We start from the raw sequence: 23,729 nt of genomic DNA on the forward strand, positions 1-23,729 counted from the left end.
CATGATCCCATTGCTAATGGATCTTTCAATCACCAAAGCGGCGGTGCGGAACGGGGAGGAGGCCAGTGTTGCTCTGGTTCTTGACGAGCTTGCATTTGATACCAGCGAACCGCATAGCGCTGTCTATACCGTCACGCCGACACTGGCTTCTCAAGTCGAGTTTTATCAGTTCACAGTGACGGGGCTTACCTATGCCGCAGGCGGATCAGGGGAGTTATTCGTCTTGAACGAAGTTGGTCAGGTTGCGGTATTCGATGATAAAAGCGACGGTAACGAAGCCAATCTGGAAACCCTTGGCACACAACAGGGCGTGATGCGTGACATCGGTGTTGCGGGTGATCAGATTGTCGCTTGTGGGGCGAACCTGCAAGCCTATCGGCGGCTCGGGCCCGACCGTTGGGAAAGTTTTGGCCCGACGGACGACTTGCTTTCAGACTATCCGGGAAATCATCTGGAGAGTATCGATGGGTTTGCTGCTGACGAAATTTATGCAGCCGGGCGCAGCGGCATGATTTGGTGGTATGATGGTGATCAGTGGACGCCGGTGCAATGCACAACGAACCTCGCGTTTCTTAGCGTCGTATGCGGTGCCGATGGCAGTGTTTATGTTGGCGGCCAACGGGGTGTTGTGGCCAAAGGGCGCAAGGATGCCTTCACGGTGTATGCCCCGGATGAACCGAAAGCAGACATCTGGGGAATTCAGGAATTTGATGGAAAAATTTATTGCGCTATGATGCGCGCACTCGCGAGCTGGTCTGAGGACAAGGGGCTAGATGTTGTTTCGGAGGCGATGGAGATTGGCGAGACATTTTACAACCTCGGGCACGGTGGGAACGTGCTTTGGAGCCTCGGCGCGAAGGACGTTTTGCGCTATGATGGTCAGAGCTGGTCGCGCATCAACGAGGTCGAAGTGGCATAGGCCGGTTCAGCTTCGGGCCGCGTCAAGTTTCGACGCCAGATAGTTTCGCACGCTTTTCAGGTCGAGGTCAGCTATGAGCAGCTCGCGTGCTGTTGGCTGTAGCATGCGCAGCAGGAACAGCTCGCCGGCTTCGGGGAACTCGGCGTAGCGTTCTTCGGCGATGGCTACGCCTTCGTCACCGGCGACGCGCACGCCGTCGATGTGGGCATTCAATTGCTCGACGAGGCGTTCGAGTCGCTCTTCGTCCATGTCGGGGTTTTCGTCGGGGTTCAGCAGGTGCCAGTCGTAGACGTTCCACAAATGGGCCGCCTGTTCGGCGTGCTGTCGGACGATATCTTTGAGGATAGGAACGGCCATCAGTTCAGGTTGACCGAGCCACCGCGGATGTGGTTGGAGCCCGACGCATGGCTGACCAGATGCGTGCCGCGAATGGTGATGTGGCCATCTTTTTCCATAATGATCACAGACTTACCAACCCGCAGCTCAATTCTCTCTGTGCCCGTTATGCGGGTATTTTCACCATCATGCACGACGTTCGGCGAAGCTTCGCGCACAGGCTCGACGATACGTCCGATGATCAGCGGGCGGGTGCGCGCACCGTCCTCGAACAAGAGCGCGACTTCACAGCCCGCGTCTTGCGCAGACAAAGTGCAAAGCGCCCGTGCGGAGACGGCGTGATCCTCGGGATTTGAGGGAAAGACGACTTGCGGTGCCTCGTCTCGGAAGCCTAAAAATAAGCCGATCACGACACCGTCTACTTGTTTTGTGACATCCATGATTTTCTCCAGAAATGGCCGTAACCAAGCCGCGGTCAACACGTGCAGTATCACACGCACGAGGCGATTCACCAAGAACGGGTTTGCACATGACAACAAAAACATGCGCGAGAACGGAGATTTGCCGCATTGTGCAGCAGGCAGAGAAGGCGAGGAAGAGCGCTTTTTCGGGCTTCAAATGCCCATCGGGAAGGCTACTTGTTGCTAGAATCAAAAACTCGTGCAACACTTATGGTTGTAGTTGATTTATTAGAAGGCCCAGAGGGATGAACTTTGACCGCCTCCTCGCGCCAATCGAGGGGGAGAACCCCTCAGGTGTCGAATTGCGACATGATTTGCGGTTTCACGATTTAGAGAGACTGACAGAACCTGCCGCGCGTACCGCCCGTGTAAATGACGATGGATCGCTGAGTGATGCCGCCCCGAATGTTGATTGGGACCGGATTATCAGTGAGGGTCAGGAGCTATCCAACGAAGGGCGTGATTTGCGCCTTTTGGTCTTGATGACGCGGGCGCAGTTTAACTTGAACGGGTTTGAGGCGCTGTCTATGGCGTTGGATTTTTTGGCGCAAACCGTGGCGCAACATTGGGACAGTCTACATCCTGCTTTGCGGGATCGCGATGACCCGAAAGTTGCTGCGCTTCCACGGCTGAACGCCTTTCGACAATTGGAGAATGACGACAGCGGTTTGCTGGGCGACATGAGATTTGGAGTGATTTTGAACCCGCGCGGCATTGGGCCGATTACGGGCGACGATATGGCCTTAGCAGCATTGAGCGATTTCGAGATGCTTTCAAAAGCTGCGTCGGGGCTTAGTCAGGCAGAGAAGGATGCGCTTACGGCTGCGCACGGCCAGCGCGTCAATCGTGTGCAGGCCGCGACACGCATGATGGCCGCCGAGGACACGGAGACATTGGAAGGGCTGATGGCAGGCATTTCTGCCTGCGAAAAGGGGCTGAACGATTTAAGCGATGCGGTTGCTAAAGCGGCGCAATTTGGAGACCAACCCGGGCTGGCGATGCCAGAGATGCAGGAGTTTTTAGCGCAGTGTCACCAAACATTGGCAAAGGCGGTGACCGACACGGCAGAGGATGCTCCGATGGTAGAAGATAACCCCGCTGCCACTGCGGCAGACCCTAAGGAAGCCGCGAAGGCCAAGGCACCGGATGCCGCGGCGCCGGCTCCGTCAGCGCCCGGGACGATCGCGTCTCGAGCGGATGTCCAGAACAGTCTGGACCAGATCATAGCGTTCTATGAGCGCACCGAGCCCGGAAGCCCGATGCCGCATCTTGCGCGGCGGATGCGGCGGATGGTGGCGATGGATTTCCTCGAAATTATGGAGGAGATCGCGCCGTCGGGGTTGAAGGAGTTTCGCAATGTGGCGGGAGTCGACGAGGGTAAAAAGAAGTAGCGATGCATACGTCAGTATTTGACGGCGAAAGACACGAAAACAAAGCGACCAAAATTTGGAACAACAGCTGGAGGGATTTTAATGGCTGACAGTAAGCAAAAGGTAATTGAGCGCAACCGCGCTCCGAGGGTGCAGATCGCTTATGATGTGGAGCACTATGGCAGCCCGACCACGATAGAACTGCCCTTTGTGATGGGCGTGATGGCCGATCTGGCGGGTGCTTCGGAAACGCGCGAAGCCAAGAAACCGATCAACGACCGCACCTTTGTCGAGACTGACGCGGGCCGGTTCAACAAGTTCATGGAAGCCCTGAGCCCACGCGTTAAGGCGCGGGTCAAGAACACCCTGCCGGCGGAAGACGGTGCGGACGCCGACGAGGAACTGTTTGTAGATCTGTCATTCAAAAGCATGAGTGATTTTGCGCCAGACAAGGTTGCTGAACAGGTGCCGCAACTCAACGAGCTGTTGAAGATGCGCAAGCAACTCGAAGAATTGCTGAGCTATATGGACGGTAAAGTAGATGCCGAGAAACGCATTGCCCAGCTTTTGACCAACGAGCCGCTGCTGGCGCAAGCCGCCGAGCAAGCTATGGCTGCAACATCTGACGAGGAGAGCTGAGCATGGCCGAGAAGAAAACAGCCGAAGCAGGCGCCGCCGAAGCCGAAGCACTTGATCTGGGTGAGTTCAGTGATCTGCTAGAAAAAGACTTTCGCGTTAAGGATAGCGAAGGCGAGAAGCTTCAGGCGCTGGTTTCAAACCTCGCGCTTGCGGCGAAGGAACGCGCAGGGACTGCTGCGATTTCCGGCAATGCTGTCAAATCTATCAAATCGCTGATCGCGGGCATCGACGGGATGCTGTCAACGCAGATGAACGAAATTCTGCACTCTCCTGAAGTGCGCAAGATGGAAGGCAGCTGGCGTGGGTTGCACTATCTGATCAACAACACCGAGACCGACCAGAAGCTCAAGATCCGCGTGCTCAACATTGCCAAGGAAGACTTGGGCGATCATCTGGAAGACTACGAAGGCCAAATGTGGGATCAGTCGCCGATCTTCAAGAAGATATACAGCGACGAATATTCGATGTTCGGCGGCGAGCCTTTTGGTGCGATTGTCGGTGACTTCGAGTTTAGCCACAAACCTAAAGATGTCAGCTTGCTGCGCAACCTTTCGGGCATTTGTGCTTCGGCACATGCGCCGTTTGTTGCAGCTGCCGCGCCACAGTTGTTCCGTATGGAAAGCTGGCAGGAGCTGCCAAACCCGCAAGATCTGGAGCAGATTGTTTCAAGCCCGGACTATGCCAGCTGGCAAAGTCTGCGCGAGAGTGAAGATGCGCGTTACATCGGCTTGGCGATGCCGCGGGTGCTTGGCCGTTTGCCCTATGGTGCGGAGACAGTACCTGTCAAAGGCTTTGACTTCGAGGAAGAGATCGACGGTCAGCATGACCACTATGTGTGGATGAACGCGGCCTATGCGATGGGCGTGAACATCAACCGCAGTCACAAAATCTCCGGTTGGGGCACGCAAATTCGCGGTGTCGAATCCGGCGGAACGGTGATGAACCTTCCGGTGCACACCTTCCCGACGGATGACGGATCAACGGCAATGAAATGCCCGACCGAGATCGCCATCGACGATCGGCGTGAGGCGGAACTTGCAAAGCTCGGCATGATGCCGATCCTGCACCGCAAGAATACGGATGTGGCGGCGTTCATTGGCGCGCACAGTTTACAGGACGACGAAACCCGCGCTGGCCGTCTGGTTGATCCGGACGCCCAGGCAAACGAGCGGCTATCGGCAAACCTGCCCTACCTCTTTCCAGTGAGCCGTTTTGCGCACTACCTCAAGGCTATCGCGCGCGACAAAGTCGGCACGTTCAAAGAGCGGGCTGACATGCAGATTTGGTTGAGCGAGTGGATTAACCGCTATGTCTTGGCCAATCCGGCGATGGCTGACGACAAAGCCAAAGCCAAACGTCCTCTTGCAGCGGCCGAAGTGCAAGTGGACAGCGTTGAGGGCCGCCCCGGCTACTACAACGCGCGCTTCTTTCTGCGGCCTCATTACCAACTGGAAGGCATCAACGCCTCATTGCGTCTCGTTTCCGAGCTGCCTTCCGTCAAGACCTGATTGCAACCCTGAACAGATTGGAGAATTGAAATGGCACTTACAGGTTATTGGAAAATTGACGATATCGAAGGTGAATCCCAACGCGCAGAGCATGAAAAGGAAATTGATTTTCATGATATCCTGTGGAACATCGAACAGGGGTCTGCTGCTCAAGTTGGCAAGGGGCGCTCGCGTTCACGCGCTCAGGTTGGGCCGATCAATGTGCGCAAGTTTACGGATGCTTCATCGGCCTATCTGGCTTTAGCGTGTATGCAGGGCAAGTCTTTTCCTGAGATGGTTCTCAGCGTGAGAAAAGACTCTGGCGAAGCGCATCTCGACTATCTCGTCATCACGATGCAAAACGTGACGATTTCAAAGTTTGAAGTCGTTGGTGTGGGTGATGAAGAAGATGGCCAGATGATCGAGGAAATCGTCGGCCTTGTGTTTGAAGACGTAACTTACAAATACACCGTTCAAGAAGATGATCACTCTGCTGGTGACGAGCACGAGATCACATACGACATCGCGGCCGGCGTCTAAGAGACCGTCAGGTAGCCTATGGCGATGGATCGTGATGACACCAACTCTGTCGCCCGGCAGGAAGCTGTCCAACCGTCCCTATGGGACCGGCTGGTTGACGAACTGCCGGGCATGTCAGCCGAGCATGATGCTTTGGTGCGAGACCTGACAAAGGCGCTCGGAGATGTGGAGCAGGTGTCAGCAGTGATCGCTGGCGGCACCCGCGAAGTTGAACGGCGTGATGATCTGGATGACGACACCAAACAGCTTGCGCACCGGCTGGTTCAGCTTTCGGGGCGCAAGCGCAGGTTGGAAGAAGGCGGCGTTGTTGTCACCTCCGACGTGCTGCGCGAAGCGGTGCGCCGAGATATCGAAATGCTGTTCAACATTGAACGGTTGGAGGCTCAATTTTTGCTGACCGAACGCGAAACTCTGGACCATCAAAGCCCTGCCAGCCAGCTGGCGGAGTTTCCGCAGGTTCGAGCCAGTGTTCTCAACTACGGGGTGCCGTCGTTTTCGGGGCGTTCAGGTTCCGACTTCGACAAGGATGATCTGGCGCGTGACATAAAGAATGTTCTCAACATTTTTGAGCCGCGCCTAAAAAAAGATAGCGTAAAAGTTCGGGTGCGCACCGGCGACAAAATCGGCATGCGCATCGACATTGACGGTGTGCTGCTGTTGTCGCCGGTGCCTGAGCGCCTGCGCCTTTCGACCAGTGTTGATCTCGACAATGGCCGTGCTTTGACAACGCTTGAGGTGCGGTGATGGATCAGGCCTTTCTGGAATACTACGAAGAAGAGCTGAGCCATGTGCGCACGATGGCCGAAGAGTTTGCTGCGTTGCACCCCAATGTTGCACGCAACCTTGCGCTTGATTCCATTCCCTGCCCTGATCCTTATGTTGAGCGGTTGCTGGAGGGTGTTGCCTACCTTGCGGCGCGCACGCGGCTTAAGGTTGATGGTGAGTCCAGCCGGTATGTGCGCACGCTGATCGACACGCTTTACCCTGATTTGGGTGGGCCAGCGCCGGCGATGACGATGGCGTCAATGAGCCCCGGGCCGCAAGTGCAGCGGATGCTTGACGGGCACGTTATGAAGCGCGGCACGCGGCTGACGTCGGGGTTGCGCGAGGGGCAACAAACGCGCTGCACCTACACCACGGCGCAGACGGTTCATCTGTGGCCGGTTGAGATTGCCGAGGTTGAATACCTCCAAGACAAAGGCGCATTGGCGCAGGCTGGTATCAACGCCACTGCGGCGCGTGATGCGGCGGCGGGTGTCAAGATCACCATCAAGCGCGACGGCGCGGGGCAGCTTGACGAGTTGTCGCTTGATCAGCTCGATCTCTACTTTGGTGCGGGAACGCGTGGCGGAGCGATTTTTGATGCGGTGTTTGGCTTTGGCACTGGTGCCGTTGCCCGACCGTCACAAAAGAGCGCGCCGTTTCAGGCTGTTCAGGCTCCGAGCATGATCGGGGTCAATGACGAGGACGCGCTGCTGCCACGGGTGCGCGAGTCTTTTGAAGGCTACCGCTTGTTGCGCGAGTATTTTCTAATGCCCTCGCGGTTTTACTTCATGCGCTTGGCAGGTCTGGCTCCGATGGTGCGGGCTGCGGGTGCAAACAAGCTCGAAATCGTGGTGCTGCTGCGCGAAGAGTGCAATGATCTGTCCGGCATTAGCGCAAAAGACTTCAGCCTTTTCACAACACCGGTGCTCAACCTTTTTGAACACGAGTGCAATCTGGTAGAGCTGCGCCGTAACGTTGCCCAGCATATTGTTCAGGCCGACAGAACCCGCCCGCGCGACTTTGAGATATTCCGCTTGCTGCGGGTTGAAGATGCGGAAACCGACGGGCCACAATCGCGGGTGACACCGCTATTTTCTGTCGAAGCGGAAGCGGACAGCGGCCATGTTTACTCGGCTGACCGCCGCCCGCGCCGCCCTGATACGGAGGAAGTCCGCCGCGGGCAGACGCGGTCGAGTTACACCGGCGACGACTTCTACATTTCGGTTGGTCGCCCGGCCCATGCGCGAGACGCCCGCCCGCTGCGGCGCTTGGATGTGCGGGCGCTTTGCACCAACCGTGATCTGCCGATACTTGATGACACGCCGACACTTACGCTGGACTCCGGTGATCCGGTGCAATCTGTCAAACTGCTGTCACCGATGCGCAGGCCGCGTGCATCGCTGCGTGCAGCATTGCCATCGGGCGCTTCTGACGAGCGCCAGATTGATGACCTGACTTGGCGTTGGATTTCGCAGCTGAGCCTCAATCACATTTCCCTTGCTGATAGCGAAAAAGGCACCGAGCCCTTGCGCGCGTTGATCAAGCTTTATGCCGACAGGGGCGACCCCGCGTTGCGCCGCCACGGAACAGCTGTGACAGGCCTGAAGTCGCGTCCGGTCATCGAGCGGCTCGAGTTGTCAGGGCCTTTGTGTTTCGGGCACGGCACCGAGATCACCCTTGATATCAACGAAGCGCTTTTAACGGGTGGCAGCAGTTTGCTGTTGTCTTCATTGCTGGCACAGCTCTTTGCGCGCCACACCGCGATCAATTCCTTTGTGCGCACGAAAACGCACCTGACCCAACAACAGACGGAGGTGACATGGCCGATGACCACGGGCACACGCGCGCTGATCTGACGGGCAGCAAAGCCGCTGCGCAAATGGATTTCTTCGAGCTGCTGCGGCAGTTGGAAACCGAAGAGCTGCGCTTTGGTCGGGCGGGAGGCGCGCAGAAAGAACCTGCGCGGCTGGGGCAAACGGCGCGTATGTCGTTTGCGGCGAGTGACGTTGCCAGCGCAACATCGGGCACCGAGACAAGAAAGCCGCAGATTAGCGTGAACGTGCTGGGCCTGATCGGGCCTGAGGGGCCGATGCCGCTGCACATGACCCGCTGGATCATGGCGCGATTGTCAAACCGTTGGTTTGCCGGTGATAGCAGTGGCGCAACGGCCGATACGTCGTTTCTCGATTTTATCAACATGCTCCAGCACCGTCTGATTGCACTCTACTGGCGTTCTTGGGCTGACGCGCAGCCCGAGATCAACATCGCGCATGGCGGCGGTGGGCGCGTGACGGCAACAATGCGGGCATTGGCCGGACAGGGCTTGCCGGGAACAACCACAGGTGACATCCGGCTGGACGGGGCAAAACTGCGGCATGCAACCTCGCTGGTGATGGAAGCGCGCAGCCCTGAGCGGCTCTGTGCGTTTCTTGAGACGGTGCTGGGCGTGCCTGTCAGTTTGAAGGAGTTCGCAGGGCGCTGGGTCGACATACCCGAACCGTTGCAGAGCCGTTTGGGCCTGCAGCACGCCGGGCTTGGAAGCGGTTGCGTCGTTGGAGCGCGGGTGTTTGACAGACAAAGCCACGCCGAGTTGCAACTTGGCCCACTGACGTTCGAACAGTTTAGCGGGTTTCTTGACGACCCTGACGCTTGGGTGCGGTTGCGACACGCGCTGGTGTTTGCGGCGGGCAAAGACATTAACTTTGGTTTGCGCCTAATCCTCGCGGCAGGCGAAGTGCCGCCTGCAAAACTGGGCATGTGTCAGTTGGGGCGCAGTGCTTGGCTTGCGCCAAAAGAGATGTCAGGCTCTGATGACCTTGGATTCTCGAATGTGACGGAACCGGCAGCGAATACCGGTGCCAACTTTGGTGCAAGTGCGCCAGAAAGGATGGCCGGATGAAACTCCGTCTCGTGATAGAAGCGGCCCCTGCGCCGCAAGCGGAAATGGAGCGGGTCTATTCTGGTGGCCAGATGTCTATCGGGCGCAGTGCCGATGTTGACTGGCAGATAGACGACCCCAAAATGTTCATTTCGCGCCGGCATTGTGTGATCAGTGAAGAGGGTGGCAAGGTTGTGGTGACGGATGCCTCTTCAGGGGGGCTGTTCATCGACAATGCGGCTAATCCTGTAGGGCTTGGAAACGTCGAAGTTATCGAGCCGGGGATGCGGCTGCATCTTGGTGACTTTACGTTTCGGGTTGAGGCGGCATCGGGCACGGCAACGGCATCGGCAGCGGCGCAGGAACCCGAGCAAGCGCCCCCCGCTGCGCGCTCTTCAAGCTTTTTCCCTGCCGAGGATGAAACGCCACCGCCTGAAGCGGCTCCCGTGAGGCCTGCCGCTTTGCCTGATCCGTTCGGATTGCGCACAGATAAGACCGAGGACAAGAGCCACAAGGAAGTGGCGCGCGCCCCCCGCCCTCTAGACCAGCACGACCCGTTCGGGCTTGATCTACGCAAGAGTGTTGTGGAGGAAAGCGGGAGCGACACAGGGAGTTTCTCGGGCGGCTTTTTTGATGAGCCGGACACCGAGGCAACACCTGAGCCGCAAGCCACGCCAGAGGTGAAACAGCCCGACGTCAAGGCAGATATCTTTGGCGATTGGGAAAAAGCACCTGCGCCCGCAGCGGTTGTTCCGGAGGCGGCAAAGCCAAGCCCGCAAGAGTCTAGCGAAGCACCGCCCGCAGCTAAAAAGGCGGCCGTGAAGCGTGAAGATGAAGACCTGCGGGATGCCCTGTTGAGGGGCATGGGGATTGATCCGGCGCAGCTTCCGGCTGTTGATGCCGCTGAAGAGATGGAGCAACTCGGCAAGTGCATGCGTGATATGGTCGAAGGCTTGATGCTGCTTTTGCGCACCCGTGCGCAGGAAAAGCAGAAGATCCGCGTTGCACAAACCATCATCGCCAGCGCCGATGTGAACCCCTTGAAGTTTCTGGCAACTCCGGAGGATGCGCTGAGTGCGCTCGTTCGCCCGCGTGGACGCGGCTATCTTGGGCCGTCAGAGGCCATCGAGAGTGCCTATCGGGACTTGGCTGATCATCAGGTTCGCACTTGGAGCGCGCTGCAAATCGCGTTGCGGCGTATGGTTGACAAGTTTGACCCCGAGGAGATTGCACGAGAGATGGAAGACGTGGGTTTGCTTGAGTCATTGGCGGCAGGCGGGCGCAACGCCAAGCTCTGGCAGATTTATCAAGACCGTTACCGCGACATTGCCGAAACTGCGGAGAAGCAGTTTCTGGGAGATGTCGGGGCTGACTTTAGAGACGCCTATGAAAACAGAAAGAGGGAATGACATGACTTATTTTACACGACGCAGGTTTATGATCACGGCCGCTTTAGGAGCTGGCGGCGCATTGCTGGCGGGTTGCATGGGAGAGGCGCCACCCGCGGTGTTAGCGATCAGCGCGCAAAGCGGAGCAGGTATGAACCCCGGCCCCGGCGGCGGCGACCGTCCGGTGACGTTGACGGTATTGCAGCTAACCAGTGCCGCGTCTTTTGACGGTGCTGATTACTTTGCGCTTCAAAACCCCGCCAGCGCGCTTGGCAGTGATCTTGTCCGTTCTGACCAGATCGTGCTGGCCCCGGGCGGCTCAGCGAGCAAGGCTATCACCATTCAACCCGGCGTGAGTGTGATCGGAGTTGTTGGGGGGTTCCGCAGCCCGACAGGGAAAACAGTGCGGGCAAAAATTTCTGCTCCGGGCGCGAGCTCGGGTCTCATTATCAATGTCGGCTCAAAAGGCTTGTCGCTTTCTAGCGCCTGATCTGCAAAGGACAAATATGACAGATAAGAACAAAGTCGTTTGGTCGGAAGGGCTGTTTTTGCGCACCCAGCATTTTCAGCAACAAGACCGCTATACAGACTGGATGCTGCGGCAAACGCTTGCGGCGCAGCCTCAGGCGAGCTTCGGGTTTCTGGGCCTTCTGCTTGATCCGGTGGCGTTAGACACCGGGCAGATCGCGGTTGAACATGCACAGGGGTTTATGCCTGACGGGACGTTCATTAGCGTGCCGGACGGGGCCGATGACGTGACGCCTGTTTCTGTTAAAGCCAAGACCAAAGCGGGGCTTGTTCATCTTGCTGTTCCTTCGGAAGCCGCGGGTGCGGCGCTGATTGATCCGGCCCATGAAGCGCCTTCAGGCACCCGCTATCGCGGGGCCGTGATTGAAACCCGCGACATCATCCGCGGCGGTGCAGATGCCAACCAGATCGAGGTTGCGCGTTTGGCACCCAAGATATTGCTGCCGGGCGACGAAACCGCAGGATACGTCACGCTGCCGATCGCACGGGTGGAGGGGCTGACTTCGGAAGGGGCAGTCTCGCTTGATCCGGGGTTTTTGGCTCCTGCGCTGCGGCTTGAAGCGGTTGAGTGGTATAGTCAGTTGCTCAAAGAACTGGTCAACGGCATGGACCGCATTGCTGACGCTCACGGGGCGATGGTGTTGGGCGGCTCGGGCGCGTCAATGGAAAACCTGCTGATACTGGAGCTGGCCAACAGTGTTCGGCCGCGGCTGGCGCATCTGGCGGAGCAGAACAATTCTCATCCGGCTGACCTGTATCAGGAGCTTGCGGGCATTGCTGGCCGCATGGCAACTTACGGAGCTTCTGCGCGGCGGTTGGGCGATTTGCCCGCCTACACGCATGCTGATCCGCAACTGAGCTTTCAGGCGCTGGCCGACACGCTGCGTTCGTTGGTTCTGTCCCTGCGCCATGTTGAGCCCAAGTCGCGGTCGCTGCGGGTGTCACGCCATGCCGAAAACGTCTGGACCGTGCGCATCGACAACCCGGAGATCATCCAGAACAACCGCATCGTGCTGAGGATCGGTGGCGATATGTCAGAGAAAATGCTGCGCAAGTTCTTTGTTGATCAGGCCACGGTTGGTTCGGCTGATCAGTTTGACACTCTCTGGAAGTCGCGGCTCACGGGCATTCCGCTTAAGCCGCTCAACAGCCAACCACGCGAGATACCCTATGACGGCGACCGGCTTTGCCTTGAGCTTGACCGGCAGTCAGAGCATTGGGCTGCGTTGCAAGATGCGCCCGGTTTTGTTGTTGGCGTCGCCGGTAAGTTTGAACGCGAACCCGAAGTCGACTGTTATGCAGTGAGCAGATGAGAATATGAGCAACGAAGACCCCTTTGGCTTAGAGAACGATGCGGCCCGCACACGCGTAAGGCCGGTGCGCCGCAACTCGGCTTCGGCACAGCAGCAACCTGCTGCTGCTCCGGTGCGCGGTGCTCCGGTGCGTTCTACGCGCTCGAGTGACAACCCGCTGGTCAATGCGTTTTCTACGCTGTTGGGGCTGGCGCCGGAGCTTGAGAGTGCCGCAGTGCCGGAAAACCCCGAAGTGCTTCGCACACGCCTTTTGGAAACACTAACGCAAGCGCGTGATAGCGCTGTTGCAGTCGGTGTGCCGCTGTCACGGGCCGATCAGGGCGCATGGTTTGTGGCCGCTTTGCTTGACGATATCGCGCTGAACACACCTTGGGGCGGCAACAGTGGTTGGCCGCGTATGCCGCTTGTGGTGTCGATGTATGGCAACGTCGACGCGGGCGAGCGGTTTTTTGATCTTGCGGAAGATCTTGTCCGTTTCCCCGAACGTGATCCGCAGCTTATGGAGCTGGTGTTTCTGTGTTTGTCGCTTGGGTTTCGCGGCAAGTTCAGGCGCGACGGAGCGCAGGGCGAGGCGGCTATCGCACGCACTCGGGGCCAGATGAGCCGGTTGCTGCGTGACCGTGATGCTGCTGATGCTCCGCTGGCACCGCACTGGAAAGGTGTTGAGGCCGACGACGAAGAGAAACGCTTTATCGTGCCCTTGTGGTCGATCATTCTGATGGCTCTGGCACTCACAACGGCGATTTATGTTGGCCTCGGAATCAAGCTGTCAAACCGGGGCGAGCAACTGTTCACCCTCGCTGGTGTTTTGCCGCCACCAACGCGGGCCGATATCTACCGGCCGATTATCGAAACCGAGGCCCAGCCGCAGCTGAGTGCTGACCCGCTGATGTTTGAGTTGTTGCCACTGTTTGGTGCTGCTGCACCGGAGGCCACAGCAAAAGCTCTGACGGGCCGCGAGGATGTGTCGATTGCTGTGATCGTCGTTCAGGCCACGGCACCCGAGGTGTTTCGCTCGGCCAAAGCCGACCTCAACCCGGACTACACAACCCTGATCGAGAGTATTGCAGCGGTGATTGTGCAGAACAGTGAGTTCATAGGGTCTGTCCGCGTGACGGGCCATACCGACAGCATACAGGTGCGCAAATCAAACCCCTTCCGCTCAAATCAGGGCTTGTCGGAAGGGCGCGCAAAAACCATTGCAGATATGCTGATTGCTGCCGGTGTTCCTGCGGAACTGGTGACATCCAATGGCAAGGCCGCGACGGATCCGATCGGTGATAACGCCACGCGTGCGGGCCGTGCGCGCAACAGGCGTGTCGAAATTATCTTGCAGAAGAAGGTGTAGGCCATGGGTGTGCTCAAAAAAATCCTCGGCTTTTTGTTTTCACGGTTTCTGTGGACGCTGATCGGCATCACAATTTTATGCACGCTGATCTGGTTTTACGGCCCGCTTATCCGTGTTGGTGAGGCCGCGCCGCTGAGCGGAGAACTGACCCGCATTGTCGTGATCGGCGTTATTGTCATCCTTTGGCTGGTGTCGATGCTGCTCCGGCAGATGCGCGCCGCCCGAGCAAACCGCGCCTTTGTTGCCGAGTTGGCTGCGCCCACACCCGAGGCAGTTGCAGGGCCGGGAGAAGACAATCTTGCTGAGGTGCAGGCGAAGTTTCAGGGCATTCTTGACCAAATGAAACGCTCGAAGCTGGGCGGGCGCAAGTTTTTGCGCGATATGCCGTGGTATGTGATTATCGGCCCGCCGGGCACCGGTAAAACGACAGCGCTGCGTCAGTCCGGTTTGCATTTTCCGATCGATCTGAGTGATGATCTGAAAGGCATAGGCGGCACGCGCAACTGCGACTGGTTCTTTACGGAAGACGCGGTGTTGATTGATACCGCCGGACGCTATGTGCAACAGCAAAGCGACCCAGACGTTGATGCCGCCGAGTGGAAGGGCTTTGTTGACTTGCTCGTAAAGCACCGTGGGCGGCGCGCCCTCAACGGTGTGATCCTGACACTATCGGTGCAGGAGCTTGCCGGCGATGATACCGCGATCCGCGAGCATGGCCGCGAGATACGCAAGCGGCTGGCAGAACTGCGCGAGGAGACCGGCCTGAAGCTGCCTGTGTATCTGATGATCACCAAGTCTGATCTGGTTCCGGGGTTTGAGAGCTTCTTTGGAGAACTCAATGCCGAGGAGCGCGGGCAAGTTTGGGGTGCAACTCTGGGCACTGGTGATCGTGTTGACGGGCTGACTGTCGAGCGGGAAATGCGCGTTTTGCAAGAGGCGCTAGAGGAGCGGCTTGTCGCACGTATTGCTGACGATGTTCCGCTCGAAACCCGTGCCGAAATTTTTCGCTTTCCGAGCCAGCTTGAGCAGTTGACGGCCCCGCTCAAGACATTGATCGAAGCGATTTTTGGTGAAAGCAAGTATGAAGAAAGCCCGTGGATGCGCGGTGTTTACTTTACGTCGGCCACGCAGGAAGGCTCGCCTATCGACCGTATGGTTGCCGGCATCGCGGGCTCTCTCGGTCTTTCGGCACCGATCCAACAGCGCCGCGAATACGGCAACACGCGCAGCTTTTTTCTGCGCGGGATGCTCACGGATCTGATCTTTCCCGAGGCAGGACTTGGCCGGTTTGACCCGCGCGCAGAAGAACGCCGCCGCTGGATTTGGCGCGGCACTTTGGCAGGTGCGACGCTGGTCACGGTTGTTCTTGCGACTGTGTTTCTGTTTTCGTTCCTACGCTACAACGGAGCGTTGACGGAGCAAGAACGCCAGTTAACCAACTTGTCAGCGCGCCTGGCCAATGTTGCCGCACGTCAGGCTCCGACTGATCCGCTAGACCTGAACCTAGCGCTTGAAGCCGCCAACGAAACCGCAAATGCGCAAACCAGCGTTGCATCCGGAGCGCTGACAATGATCGGCCCGAGGGCAGACGCGGAACTGACGCAGGTTCATACGATTGCCTATGATCAGGCTCTTCGCAACATTCTTGAGCCACGTATGGTGGCGCTACTTGAAGCGACGATGTGGCGGCATTCGCGCGATCCGGAGTTCTTGTTGGGGGCGTTGAAGTCATACCAGATGCTGACAGGGCAAGCCCCGTATGATGCGGCATATTTGGGCCAATGGTGGCAATTGACCTTGCCCGAGTTCGCTCCGATTGATCCGTTTCCCACTGACGAAGCTGTCGACCACCAGCTTGCAGCCTTGGAGCGTATGGCCGGCGAAGAAGACAAGATCGAGCCTGATCCGGCATTGGTGTCGGTTGCGCTTGAGAGCATTTGCACCATACCGCTGGCGGTGCGAGCTTATCGCAGTTTGCGCTCGGACCCTGCCATCGTCGCATTGAAAGACTGGGTTCCGGCGGAGAAAACCGGGCCGAACGGCTCTCGCGTACTGACGCGCTTGTCGGAGAAGACCCTGCGCGTTGGCCTGCCCGGAGCCTTTACTTATGACGGGTTTCACACCGCGGTTATGCCGCTTATCCCCGAGATAGCCGCGCAAGCAACGCTTGATCGCGCAGTGTTCGCCGGAGGTTGCTCGGAAAGCGCGGATGCATCGGCGGATACTTTGGAAGCAGATATTCTCAAGCTTTACTATGATGATTTCATCTCGCAATGGGACGGTTTTCTGCGGGACGTAAAACTGACGCCGATTGATGATCTGGTGCAGGCGCGCCAAAACCTTAAAGATCTGGCCTCGGCTGACTCAGCCTTAAAACGCTTGCTGGAATCGGTGGTTTACGAAACGCACTTGGCGCGGGTGATCGAAGAGAGCGAAGGCAATGCCGCGGCAAAGGACGGAGCACTTAGGGCTGCAAGCAAGCTCGGCAAACTGGGTAAGCTGATCAAGACGGGGCGCAAGATTGCCAAAACGAGCGGCTCTACGGCGGCACCCGCTTTGCCGCCGGGCACGCCGGTGTCAGACCACTTTGCACCGATCCGTGCCACTGTTGAAGAAGTCGACGGACAGCCGCCGTTATTGGGCGATGCTGTTGCCGCGCTCACGGCCTTGTCTAACGAGTTGCAAACTGTCGCAGCGAGCCCTGATCCGCGGGCGGCCCTGCTGGCGCGGGGCGGGCTGCCGCAACTCACCGGTGCTATCGCCAACGAAGCCGCGATCTTGCCAGACCCCATCGACAGCTGGATCGCCGGCATTGCTGGCGATACGATCGCCGTGACGCGCGAGGCCGTTGTTGCGCAGCTCAATGCCCGCTGGCGCGCCGATGTGCTGCCGTTTTGCACGTCTGCGACGTCGGGCCGCTACCCTTTTGATCAGTCAAGCTCGATTGATGTGAACACGATGGATTTTGCCCGCATTTTTGGCAGCGGTGGATTGATCGACAAGTTCACCAACGAACACCTGCAACCCTACATCGACAACTCGGTTCGGCCTTGGAAGTGGCGGGCGGACTTCGGGCTCGACGCGGCGTTGCTCAAACCGTTTGAAAACGCCCGTTCGATGCGGGATGCGCTGTTCCCCGGCGGCGCAGGCCCTGTGCTGGCGTTTTCGCTTGAGCCAAAAGACCTCTCGGCCAATGCCAGCCGCGTGACGCTGAATGTTGATGGCCAGACGCTGAGTTACTTCAACGCCGCCGCACGCCCTGCGCCTATGACGTGGCCGGGGCCGGACGGCACAAACATGATCACGCTCAGCTTTGCGCCAGTAAACGGAACCTCGGAACTGGTGACATCGGAAACCGGAAGTTGGGCGATCTTGCGCCTCATACGAAAGGGCAAACTGTCAGCGACCGCGCTGCCGGAAGCGTTTGATCTGCGCCTTTCGGCTGGCGGATATTCGGCAAGCTATAGCCTGCGCGCCAACTCGGTTGAGAACCCATTTGACCTCAAGATGTTCTCCGGATTTTCGTGTCCGCGCGGTTTTTGAGAAACTGATGGGCACGGGGTTCTTTGGCAAAATGCCATCAGCAGGAGACTTTGTGGCGCGTGGCTTGCCGGCGGGTTTGCGCGCCCCGCTTGACCACTGGCTGACCAGTGAGATCATGCCGATTGTGCGCAACGCGAAAGTCTGGCCCGAGGGCGGGGTGCGGGCGGTGGCTGTGTTAAACGAGGCCTCGTGGCTTTTGGTGATTGAACCCAGCGAAGACGCGGTTGGCCGGATTTATCCGCTAGTGGCATGCAGCCCGCTTTGCGGTGCGGCACAGGCGGAGGCCGATGTATGGGCCGATGCCGCGTGGGCTGCGCTGTTGCAGGCCACCGACGCGCAAGCTGGTGCCGACGCGCTTGCTGACCTGCTGGCGCCAGTCAAAGCGCCGCGAGAAAGCGCACCGGAACTTCAGCCGGATGTCATGTGGTGGGGTCGTGCCACGCCAGAACGCGTCGAGCTTATGCTGCCGAAACTGGCGCGGTTGGCTCGAGCTAGTTCTGATTGATTTTGCTGCCCTTCATGGTGATGTCGCCGCTGGCCGTGATGTTGATTTTGCCTGATCCCTTGATGGTCAGGTCTTTGCCCTCCAACACGATCGTGCCGTCTTTCTTCATCTGAAATTTGGCGTCACCACACGTAAAGGTAATGCTGTCGGCGGCTTTGACAACCAGGTCGGTTCCGACTTCGACGGTTTTGCTCTCGGCGACTGTCGTTGACATGTTCGCGCCGATTGCCAAGCCGCTGTCAGCCCCGACTTGCAGGCTATGGTTCGCCGCGACTTCAATGCCTTGATCGGCTCCGATTTTGACGGACTGCCCTGCGCCGATCTCCCAGCTGTCTGTCGCGCCGATTTCATGTGACTGGGTGGCGCCGACCGTCATTTGCCGTGTTGCGCCGATGGTGTTGGTCTGGGGGCCGCCGACAGAGCGTGTTTCGGCAGCGCCAACAGAATCAATACGCGCAACGCCAACAGTGATCGTCTGAACTGCCCCGACAGTTTGTGTGTGATTGACGCCGATGGTCTCGGTCGAGTTCGAACCAATGCCGATGGTTTCATCTGCGCCGACCGTCAGGCTGCGGTTGACGCCGACTGTTTCGGTGTCGTTGCTGCCGATGCTTACAGTTCTGTCGACACCAACCGAAGTGGTTTTGTTGCTGCCAACCGTCTCGTCACGGTTGACGCCGACATCCTGTGTCGCGTTGTTGACAACCGTCTCGGCGAAGTCGTTTCCGATGTGGCGGCTCTCGTTGTTTTTGACCAGCTCGTTGTGGTCTTTCTCGGCCTGAAAGTAGACTTCTTCAGAGCCTTTCAAGTCTTCAAAGCGTAGCTCGTTGAAGCCGCCACCGCCGAGCGAGCTTTCGGATTTCCAGCCCGACTGCGTGGCATTGGCAGGCAAGTCATAGGGGGGCATTTGTTCAGCGTTATAAACGCGACCGGTGATGATCGGGCGGTCGGGGTCGCCATCAAGAAAGTCGACAATCACCTCGTGCCCGATGCGCGGAATCTGGATGAAACCATATCCGGCACCCGCCCATGCGGCGCTCACGCGGATCCAGCATGTTGTGTCGCCTTGGCCTTCTTCGGCGCGGTCCCAGAAAAAGTGAACCTTCACGCGGGCGTATTCGTCGGTATAGATTTCTTCGCCGCCGGGCCCGACAACACGCGCTGTCTGCGGCCCTTTCATGACAGGCTTTGGCGTTGTGCGGGGGGGGCGAAACTTGCCCGCATTTGGCACCAGCCGATACTTTGCCATAAACCCTTCAGGCTGGTCGCGGCCTACACCGGCGCCATACTGACCATCCCAGATATCATACTCGGCGGAGAGGATGAGGTAGCTTTGGTTCTCTGCATCTCGGGGGTAATCCCACAGCTCAAACAGGTTGCCCGAGCGCGGAATGCTGGCGGTGGAGTGAGCATAGAGCAGGTTGCTGAGGGCCTGATCTTCGGTGCGCCGAACGCCAGCAACAGCGTCACCGCTGGATACATCCATGTAATGCCCCGGGTAGCTGTAGCGTTCCATCGCATCGTTTTCGTGGTCTTTGGACTGCTTGGACTTTGCGATCAGATCGGATGAGGGAGACTCAAAATTGTAGTCGGTGAGTGTGTGTTCGCCGGAAACAATGCTATCGGTTCTGGTGAGTCTGGTGATCACGCCGCTGCCATCGGTGCTGGACAGGACGTTTGGCTCAAACCGGATTTCAGCCAGATCAGGCGGGGTTTCCAGGCTTTCTGAGTCGTCGCTGATGACGAGCGTGTGTTTATCTTCTTCAAACTGGAAATAATAGAATGCGCCTTCGTGTTCCAAGAGCCGTTGGATGAAATCAAGATCGGATTCGCCGAATTGAACGCAGTAGTCACGCGGTTCAGTCGCGCTACCGGACAGCTCAAGCCGGAAGTCGTCAATGCCATGTTCGGACAAGAGTGAAGTCACGATCTCTTCTACGGATTGATCCTGAAATATCCTGTTGTCGGTGGTCTTTGAGAGCAGCCAGAACTTGGGCCGTAGCGTCAGGCGATAGACGAACATGTCTGCGTCGTCATTCCCCTCAAAGCGGAACTGATCAACCATGCCGTGAAAATAGCGGGCATCGTCAGGGGCATCAGGATTGGAGGTTACTGCGACAGTAACCATCTGGCCTAGCAAGTCGGTTCCCGCGATGTTGGGGTCATAGCTGTGCGCCAGAACGGTGAAGTCAAAACACTGGCTGATGTGGTCGGCGCCCGACAGGCTGGAAAAGAGCAATGTGTCTTCTTCAGCAAGCGGTGTTGTTAAAATGGCGATGCGGTCTAATGGCATTGTTTGCTCCTCAGTTCAAAAAAACGAGTCGAAGAATACGCAAGTAATACCCGCTCACTATACATAGAAATCCAGCAAAAGGGGCGAAAAATCGGTTAAAGTGTTGGAGGGCATGTCAGGCCTTTCATGGCGCTGCGCACCGATACAGGGTTCAGCTTTTTGTCAAAGCGCATTTCAAGAAAAACGCGGCCAGATTCGGTTCGCAAATCAAGTAGCATACGCTGGCCACCGTCGCGCTGGCGCAGCCGCAATCCGTCGATCAGCCGCATCAGCCCCCAAGGGCCGGTGTGCAGGATGCGCGCACTTTCTGCGCTTTCGCGAAAGCTGACTTCGACACCGACTTGGGGTTGCGGCCCGGGCCAGTTGAGTTCGGCAGGTGCACCCGTTGCGCGCACAGGTTGTGCTGCGCCACCAATTGCAAACATCGTTTGCCCGCGCTCGGCCAGTGCCGCCAGCGTTAAGTTAAAGCTGAGCTGCCCGCCAGCGTCAAACAGCCCTTCGCTGATCTGCATGGCGCGCTCAAGAAAGGCTGCGCTTTCCGGTGTTGTTCCGGCAAAACGGGCTTCAGGTTTCCAGCGCCAAGGAGACTCGGAAGTTTCAAGAAACGGCGCAGCGGTTTGCCGCACAAAGATGCTGAGCGCGCCCTGTGGCCCGAGCAAAGCGGCCAAGTCGGCTGGGCTGGCGTCGGCACCTCCATCGTTGAAGGGGTAGCGCCCGACAGTGTCGCGACAAAGCGGAAACACCTGTTGTTGCCAGCCACGTGTCAGCGGGTTTGCACTCTGCCCTTGCTCTGGCAGTGCAGACTGCGCCAGCACATCTTCAGCAATCTGCACAACGATACGCGGTGCGTTTTGCAAAGCGGCGATCGAGCGGGCACGGTCTTGAATGCTCATCAGGCGTTGGGTGCCGCGACTTGCGTTGATATCGATGGCGCCGAGAGCCACGTTGAGTTGTGAAAACAAGCGCGAAATTTCGGCCATGCGTCCTTGCTCGACATATTGGATCATCGCGCCGAACTCGCGGGCGAGGGTAAGTTGCTGCGCGTGGCTGCGGCCCCGATCATTGCCGCCGACTTGCAGCCAGACCTCGCCGAGCAGATTTGTCAGTGGGTTTTCAGGATGTGCCAGCGCGCCGGAAACAACTATTGCCGTTTCGCGTTGCCCGAAGGGACGCACGCGTAGATCGGCAAGCCACTCTTTCCAGGTGGCCATTGTTTCCTGGTGAAGCCTGTTCATCAGCAAGTCCGGAGAGTTGTTTTCGGTCGGCAGTGTTTGTCCGGTGATCATTGGAGCAAGGTCACGTGCGCGCTGCACCGCGCCACCAACGGCAAAGTCGCGGGCCTCGGCCCAACCTGCGACAGTAAACAGCCCGGCGATCCCCTGTTCGACGGGTTCACCAGAGCGGCGCAACACCACGGTTTCGAGCGCGGCAATCGCTTGCGTTGGTTGCCAGTCAGGGAGGGCACGCATCCGCTCGGCGCGTAACAACTCAAGCCAAGCGCGGTCGGGTTCGGGCACCTCTGCCGCAAAGCCGCGGGCCTGATCCATCACCGCAGTATCCTGTGCGGTTAGCCCGGGAGAGGCTGCATCAAGCAAGGCCACATGTTTTGCCAGCCCGTCGAGTCCGGCGAGAGTTCCGTTGTCTTCCAGCCAGCCACTTAGGTAAGCGCCCCCCCATGTGACATCACCAACCAGCACCGACCAAGCGCGCAGAGCATCGTAGAGGATCAACCCGTCGCCCTGCGTTGCGAGCACCTCCTCGATGCCGCCGGCTATGGCATTGGGAACATGACGCTGAACGGCGGCGCGGTAAGTTGCGTTGGCGTGTGCTTCTCCGTCGCCAAAAGGCAGGCGCAGGATGCGGCGGAAAGGAGCGCGACGGGCTGCATTGGCCACCCGTGCAGCGGCGGCTTGCATGGCGTCCAACCGTTGAACAAGTGCAGCGCCTTCTTGCGGACGATCAAGCCCGATGGTGAGCGCCTCAGCGTCAAATGCGGTGATGAGCTTTTGATGGAAACGGTGTTCCAGCCAGCCAGCATAGCCGATGAGGCCGAGCGTCAAGACCAGCAAATATCCGGCCAAGCGCAAGCCCCAATGGCCGCTGTCGATACGCTTGTGAGCATGGCGGCGTGCCTCGGCGCGCGACAGGATATCATTCAGAAACCGCTCCAGATCTGCGTAGGCTTCGCCTTGCCGCGCTGCTGTATCACGAAACTCGCGGATACGCGCGACAGGCATGTCGTGGCCTTCAAAGAGTTGCCGCTGCGCCAGAACCGACCATGTGTTGAGTGACAGCCCCGCCACGCCTCGCGCCCGTGTATCAAGCAGCATAGCCAGCGCATAGCGCGCGGGTTTGATCGCGTTTGGGGCCGCTCCTGCGCGGGCCGCGTCACGCTCGAAGCCAGCCAATGCGGCTTCGGCATTGTCGGCTGTAGCAGCAGGCCCATCGCGCGCTTGCCGCTCCATGTTGTCAAACAACTCCAACACGGGGCGGGCGGCACGATCAAACACCGAAGGAGGAGCCTTGGACGACGCCATGCGCTACAACTTTCCTTCGGCCTGCCATTTGCGCAGCGTTTCCACGCCAACTTCAAAGTGCATTGAGTCTTCGCGATTGTAGGTTGCGCCCCAATACCAGCCTTCCTCGTTGAAAAGCTCGGCCAGCAACAAGAGGCCGAATTGCGTGCCACCGTCACCAAAGCCATCCAAACGGCCTTGCAGCTTAACGTCGATCGCGGTGCCCCAGGAATGATTTGACCAGGATGAGCTCGAACCGCGGATCAGCCGTGCGCAGAGCGCTCCGGCAGTGCCGAGAGCTTCATAAATTTCCGGCTCGCTTTCCTTGAGCTGTGCGACAATCCTTTCAAGGCTTTCCAGCGCAGGTTTGAGCATGGTTACCCGGATCGGCCCGACTTGCCGTGTTTCCAGCAGGGCTTTCAAATGAGGTTGGGTGACGCCGCTACAGTTCACCGTTTTGGTGCTGCGAGGCGCGCCGAGAACGTCGAGCATAACGCGGTTGCGCGGCTGGCTGATGCCCTTGTTGAACCGCGCCTTGGCGAGTTTCATGACTTCAGTCATCGCCTCTGTCGGGGCTTGGACCTCGTCTTGCTCAAGGTCGGGTGTTGGCGCGGTGAGGGTGAGGCCGGGGTTGCCTTGCGGCATGGGGGCCGTCGTTGTGCCGAGCGCAACTTCTTCAGCCAAGCGCTTTAGCTCGGCCTGTGCATCACGCAGCTCGCTTCGTAGCGTGTCGATCTGGGCGCGCAGTTGCGATGTTTCGGCTTCGGCGCGTTCCAAGCGAAGTTCGGTGCTGCCGTCGGCTGTCTGGAGCAGCGCGCCGACTACCGCCACAGCGATGCCTGCCATGACAAGGCCTATTGCTACAATAATTGGCCCGATCAGTGCCCCTTCGCGCATGGC

The 23,729-nt window shown here is 58.4% G+C and carries 19 protein-coding genes; 14 read left to right on the forward strand and 5 right to left on the reverse strand.

The window, feature by feature from the left end; genetic code table 11:
* The first annotated feature begins 1 nt into the window (after position 1).
* The gene (locus KO498_RS01910) at positions 2–919 is read left to right on the forward strand and encodes a hypothetical protein (protein ID WP_215958180.1); all 918 of its coding nucleotides are present in this window, start codon (positions 2–4) and stop codon (positions 917–919) included.
* Between the two features lie 6 nt (positions 920–925).
* On the opposite strand, the gene KO498_RS01915 is transcribed toward KO498_RS01910, so the two are convergent.
* Together KO498_RS01915 and KO498_RS01920 are read right to left on the reverse strand one after the other, a co-directional pair.
* Complete coding sequence (locus KO498_RS01915) at positions 926–1,276, reverse strand: hypothetical protein (RefSeq protein ID WP_215958181.1); 351 nt, start codon at positions 1,274–1,276, stop codon at positions 926–928.
* Positions 1,276–1,695: a DUF6484 domain-containing protein gene (locus tag KO498_RS01920; protein WP_215958182.1), complete on the reverse strand. Its 420-nt coding sequence runs from the start codon at positions 1,693–1,695 to the stop codon at positions 1,276–1,278. The genes KO498_RS01915 and KO498_RS01920 overlap by 1 nt, the downstream gene beginning before the upstream one ends.
* Positions 1,696–1,961: 266 nt before the next feature.
* On the opposite strand from KO498_RS01920, the gene tssA reads away from it, so the two are divergent.
* The 13 genes from tssA (at position 1,962) to tagF (ending at position 18,020) form a co-directional block, all read left to right on the forward strand.
* Entirely contained in the window at positions 1,962–3,107 is a 1,146-nt protein-coding gene (tssA, locus tag KO498_RS01925; RefSeq protein WP_215958183.1) for a type VI secretion system protein TssA, read from the forward strand.
* Positions 3,108–3,188: 81 nt separating this feature from the next.
* On the forward strand, positions 3,189–3,725 hold the full coding sequence (gene tssB, locus KO498_RS01930; protein WP_215958184.1) for a type VI secretion system contractile sheath small subunit: 537 nt from the start codon (positions 3,189–3,191) through the stop codon (positions 3,723–3,725).
* Positions 3,726–3,727: 2 nt separating this feature from the next.
* Positions 3,728–5,233, forward strand: a complete 1,506-nt coding sequence (gene tssC, locus KO498_RS01935) for a type VI secretion system contractile sheath large subunit (protein WP_215958185.1) — start codon at positions 3,728–3,730, stop codon at positions 5,231–5,233.
* Positions 5,234–5,263: 30 nt separating this feature from the next.
* Positions 5,264–5,752 carry an Hcp family type VI secretion system effector gene (locus tag KO498_RS01940; RefSeq protein ID WP_215958186.1) on the forward strand — a complete coding sequence of 163 codons (489 nt, stop codon included), beginning with the start codon at positions 5,264–5,266 and terminating at the stop codon, positions 5,750–5,752.
* A 24-nt stretch (positions 5,753–5,776) separates the two neighbouring features.
* Positions 5,777–6,496, forward strand: coding sequence for a type VI secretion system baseplate subunit TssE (tssE, locus tag KO498_RS01945; RefSeq protein WP_215958187.1), 720 nt, complete (start codon positions 5,777–5,779; stop codon positions 6,494–6,496).
* On the forward strand, positions 6,496–8,373 hold the full coding sequence (tssF, locus tag KO498_RS01950; RefSeq protein ID WP_215958188.1) for a type VI secretion system baseplate subunit TssF: 1,878 nt from the start codon (positions 6,496–6,498) through the stop codon (positions 8,371–8,373). Before tssE ends, tssF begins: the two co-directional genes overlap by 1 nt.
* Entirely contained in the window at positions 8,337–9,416 is a 1,080-nt protein-coding gene (tssG, locus tag KO498_RS01955; RefSeq protein ID WP_215958189.1) for a type VI secretion system baseplate subunit TssG, read from the forward strand. Before tssF ends, tssG begins: the two co-directional genes overlap by 37 nt.
* On the forward strand, positions 9,413–10,804 hold the full coding sequence (tagH, locus tag KO498_RS01960; RefSeq protein WP_215958190.1) for a type VI secretion system-associated FHA domain protein TagH: 1,392 nt from the start codon (positions 9,413–9,415) through the stop codon (positions 10,802–10,804). The genes tssG and tagH overlap by 4 nt, the downstream gene beginning before the upstream one ends.
* A gap of 1 nt (position 10,805) precedes the next feature.
* Positions 10,806–11,273 carry a type VI secretion system lipoprotein TssJ gene (gene tssJ / locus KO498_RS01965; RefSeq protein WP_215958191.1) on the forward strand — a complete coding sequence of 156 codons (468 nt, stop codon included), beginning with the start codon at positions 10,806–10,808 and terminating at the stop codon, positions 11,271–11,273.
* Positions 11,274–11,289: 16 nt separating this feature from the next.
* On the forward strand, positions 11,290–12,624 hold the full coding sequence (gene tssK, locus KO498_RS01970; protein WP_215958192.1) for a type VI secretion system baseplate subunit TssK: 1,335 nt from the start codon (positions 11,290–11,292) through the stop codon (positions 12,622–12,624).
* 4 nt (positions 12,625–12,628) lie between these two features.
* Positions 12,629–13,972: a type IVB secretion system protein IcmH/DotU gene (icmH, locus tag KO498_RS01975; protein ID WP_215958193.1), complete on the forward strand. Its 1,344-nt coding sequence runs from the start codon at positions 12,629–12,631 to the stop codon at positions 13,970–13,972.
* A 3-nt stretch (positions 13,973–13,975) separates the two neighbouring features.
* Positions 13,976–17,515 carry a type VI secretion system membrane subunit TssM gene (tssM, locus tag KO498_RS01980; protein WP_215958194.1) on the forward strand — a complete coding sequence of 1,180 codons (3,540 nt, stop codon included), beginning with the start codon at positions 13,976–13,978 and terminating at the stop codon, positions 17,513–17,515.
* 7 nt (positions 17,516–17,522) lie between these two features.
* Entirely contained in the window at positions 17,523–18,020 is a 498-nt protein-coding gene (gene tagF / locus KO498_RS01985) for a type VI secretion system-associated protein TagF (RefSeq protein WP_215958195.1), read from the forward strand.
* On the opposite strand, the gene KO498_RS01990 is transcribed toward tagF, so the two are convergent.
* The 3 genes from KO498_RS01990 to KO498_RS02000 all read right to left on the reverse strand — a co-directional run bounded on the left by KO498_RS01990 (position 18,007) and on the right by KO498_RS02000 (position 23,726).
* Complete coding sequence (locus tag KO498_RS01990; RefSeq protein WP_215958196.1) at positions 18,007–20,313, reverse strand: type VI secretion system Vgr family protein; 2,307 nt, start codon at positions 20,311–20,313, stop codon at positions 18,007–18,009. The genes tagF and KO498_RS01990 overlap by 14 nt on opposite strands.
* Before the next feature lie 95 nt (positions 20,314–20,408).
* Entirely contained in the window at positions 20,409–22,850 is a 2,442-nt protein-coding gene (locus tag KO498_RS01995) for an ImcF-related family protein (protein ID WP_215958197.1), read from the reverse strand.
* Between the two features lie 3 nt (positions 22,851–22,853).
* Positions 22,854–23,726: a M15 family metallopeptidase gene (locus KO498_RS02000; RefSeq protein WP_215958198.1), complete on the reverse strand. Its 873-nt coding sequence runs from the start codon at positions 23,724–23,726 to the stop codon at positions 22,854–22,856.
* Between the last annotated feature and the right edge of the window lie 3 nt (positions 23,727–23,729).

Origin of the sequence: Lentibacter algarum, assembly GCF_018860975.1 — a bacterium.
Classification (GTDB): domain Bacteria; phylum Pseudomonadota; class Alphaproteobacteria; order Rhodobacterales; family Rhodobacteraceae; genus Lentibacter; species Lentibacter algarum_A.

Coding starts and splice junctions, on each gene's coding strand:
- tssB (WP_215958184.1), top strand. CDS start 3,189: ATGGCTGACAGTAAGCAAAAGGTAATTGAGCGCAACCGCGCTCCGAGG.
- tssE (WP_215958187.1), top strand. CDS start 5,777: ATGGATCGTGATGACACCAACTCTGTCGCCCGGCAGGAAGCTGTCCAA.
- KO498_RS01940 (WP_215958186.1), top strand. CDS start 5,264: ATGGCACTTACAGGTTATTGGAAAATTGACGATATCGAAGGTGAATCC.
- KO498_RS02000 (WP_215958198.1), bottom strand. CDS start 23,726: ATGCGCGAAGGGGCACTGATCGGGCCAATTATTGTAGCAATAGGCCTT.
- tssA (WP_215958183.1), top strand. CDS start 1,962: ATGAACTTTGACCGCCTCCTCGCGCCAATCGAGGGGGAGAACCCCTCA.
- KO498_RS01910 (WP_215958180.1), top strand. CDS start 2: ATGATCCCATTGCTAATGGATCTTTCAATCACCAAAGCGGCGGTGCGG.
- tssG (WP_215958189.1), top strand. CDS start 8,337: ATGGCCGATGACCACGGGCACACGCGCGCTGATCTGACGGGCAGCAAA.
- tssM (WP_215958194.1), top strand. CDS start 13,976: ATGGGTGTGCTCAAAAAAATCCTCGGCTTTTTGTTTTCACGGTTTCTG.
- tagH (WP_215958190.1), top strand. CDS start 9,413: ATGAAACTCCGTCTCGTGATAGAAGCGGCCCCTGCGCCGCAAGCGGAA.
- KO498_RS01990 (WP_215958196.1), bottom strand. CDS start 20,313: ATGCCATTAGACCGCATCGCCATTTTAACAACACCGCTTGCTGAAGAA.
- icmH (WP_215958193.1), top strand. CDS start 12,629: ATGAGCAACGAAGACCCCTTTGGCTTAGAGAACGATGCGGCCCGCACA.
- tssF (WP_215958188.1), top strand. CDS start 6,496: ATGGATCAGGCCTTTCTGGAATACTACGAAGAAGAGCTGAGCCATGTG.
- KO498_RS01995 (WP_215958197.1), bottom strand. CDS start 22,850: ATGGCGTCGTCCAAGGCTCCTCCTTCGGTGTTTGATCGTGCCGCCCGC.
- tagF (WP_215958195.1), top strand. CDS start 17,523: ATGGGCACGGGGTTCTTTGGCAAAATGCCATCAGCAGGAGACTTTGTG.
- tssK (WP_215958192.1), top strand. CDS start 11,290: ATGACAGATAAGAACAAAGTCGTTTGGTCGGAAGGGCTGTTTTTGCGC.
- tssJ (WP_215958191.1), top strand. CDS start 10,806: ATGACTTATTTTACACGACGCAGGTTTATGATCACGGCCGCTTTAGGA.
- KO498_RS01920 (WP_215958182.1), bottom strand. CDS start 1,695: ATGGATGTCACAAAACAAGTAGACGGTGTCGTGATCGGCTTATTTTTA.
- tssC (WP_215958185.1), top strand. CDS start 3,728: ATGGCCGAGAAGAAAACAGCCGAAGCAGGCGCCGCCGAAGCCGAAGCA.
- KO498_RS01915 (WP_215958181.1), bottom strand. CDS start 1,276: ATGGCCGTTCCTATCCTCAAAGATATCGTCCGACAGCACGCCGAACAG.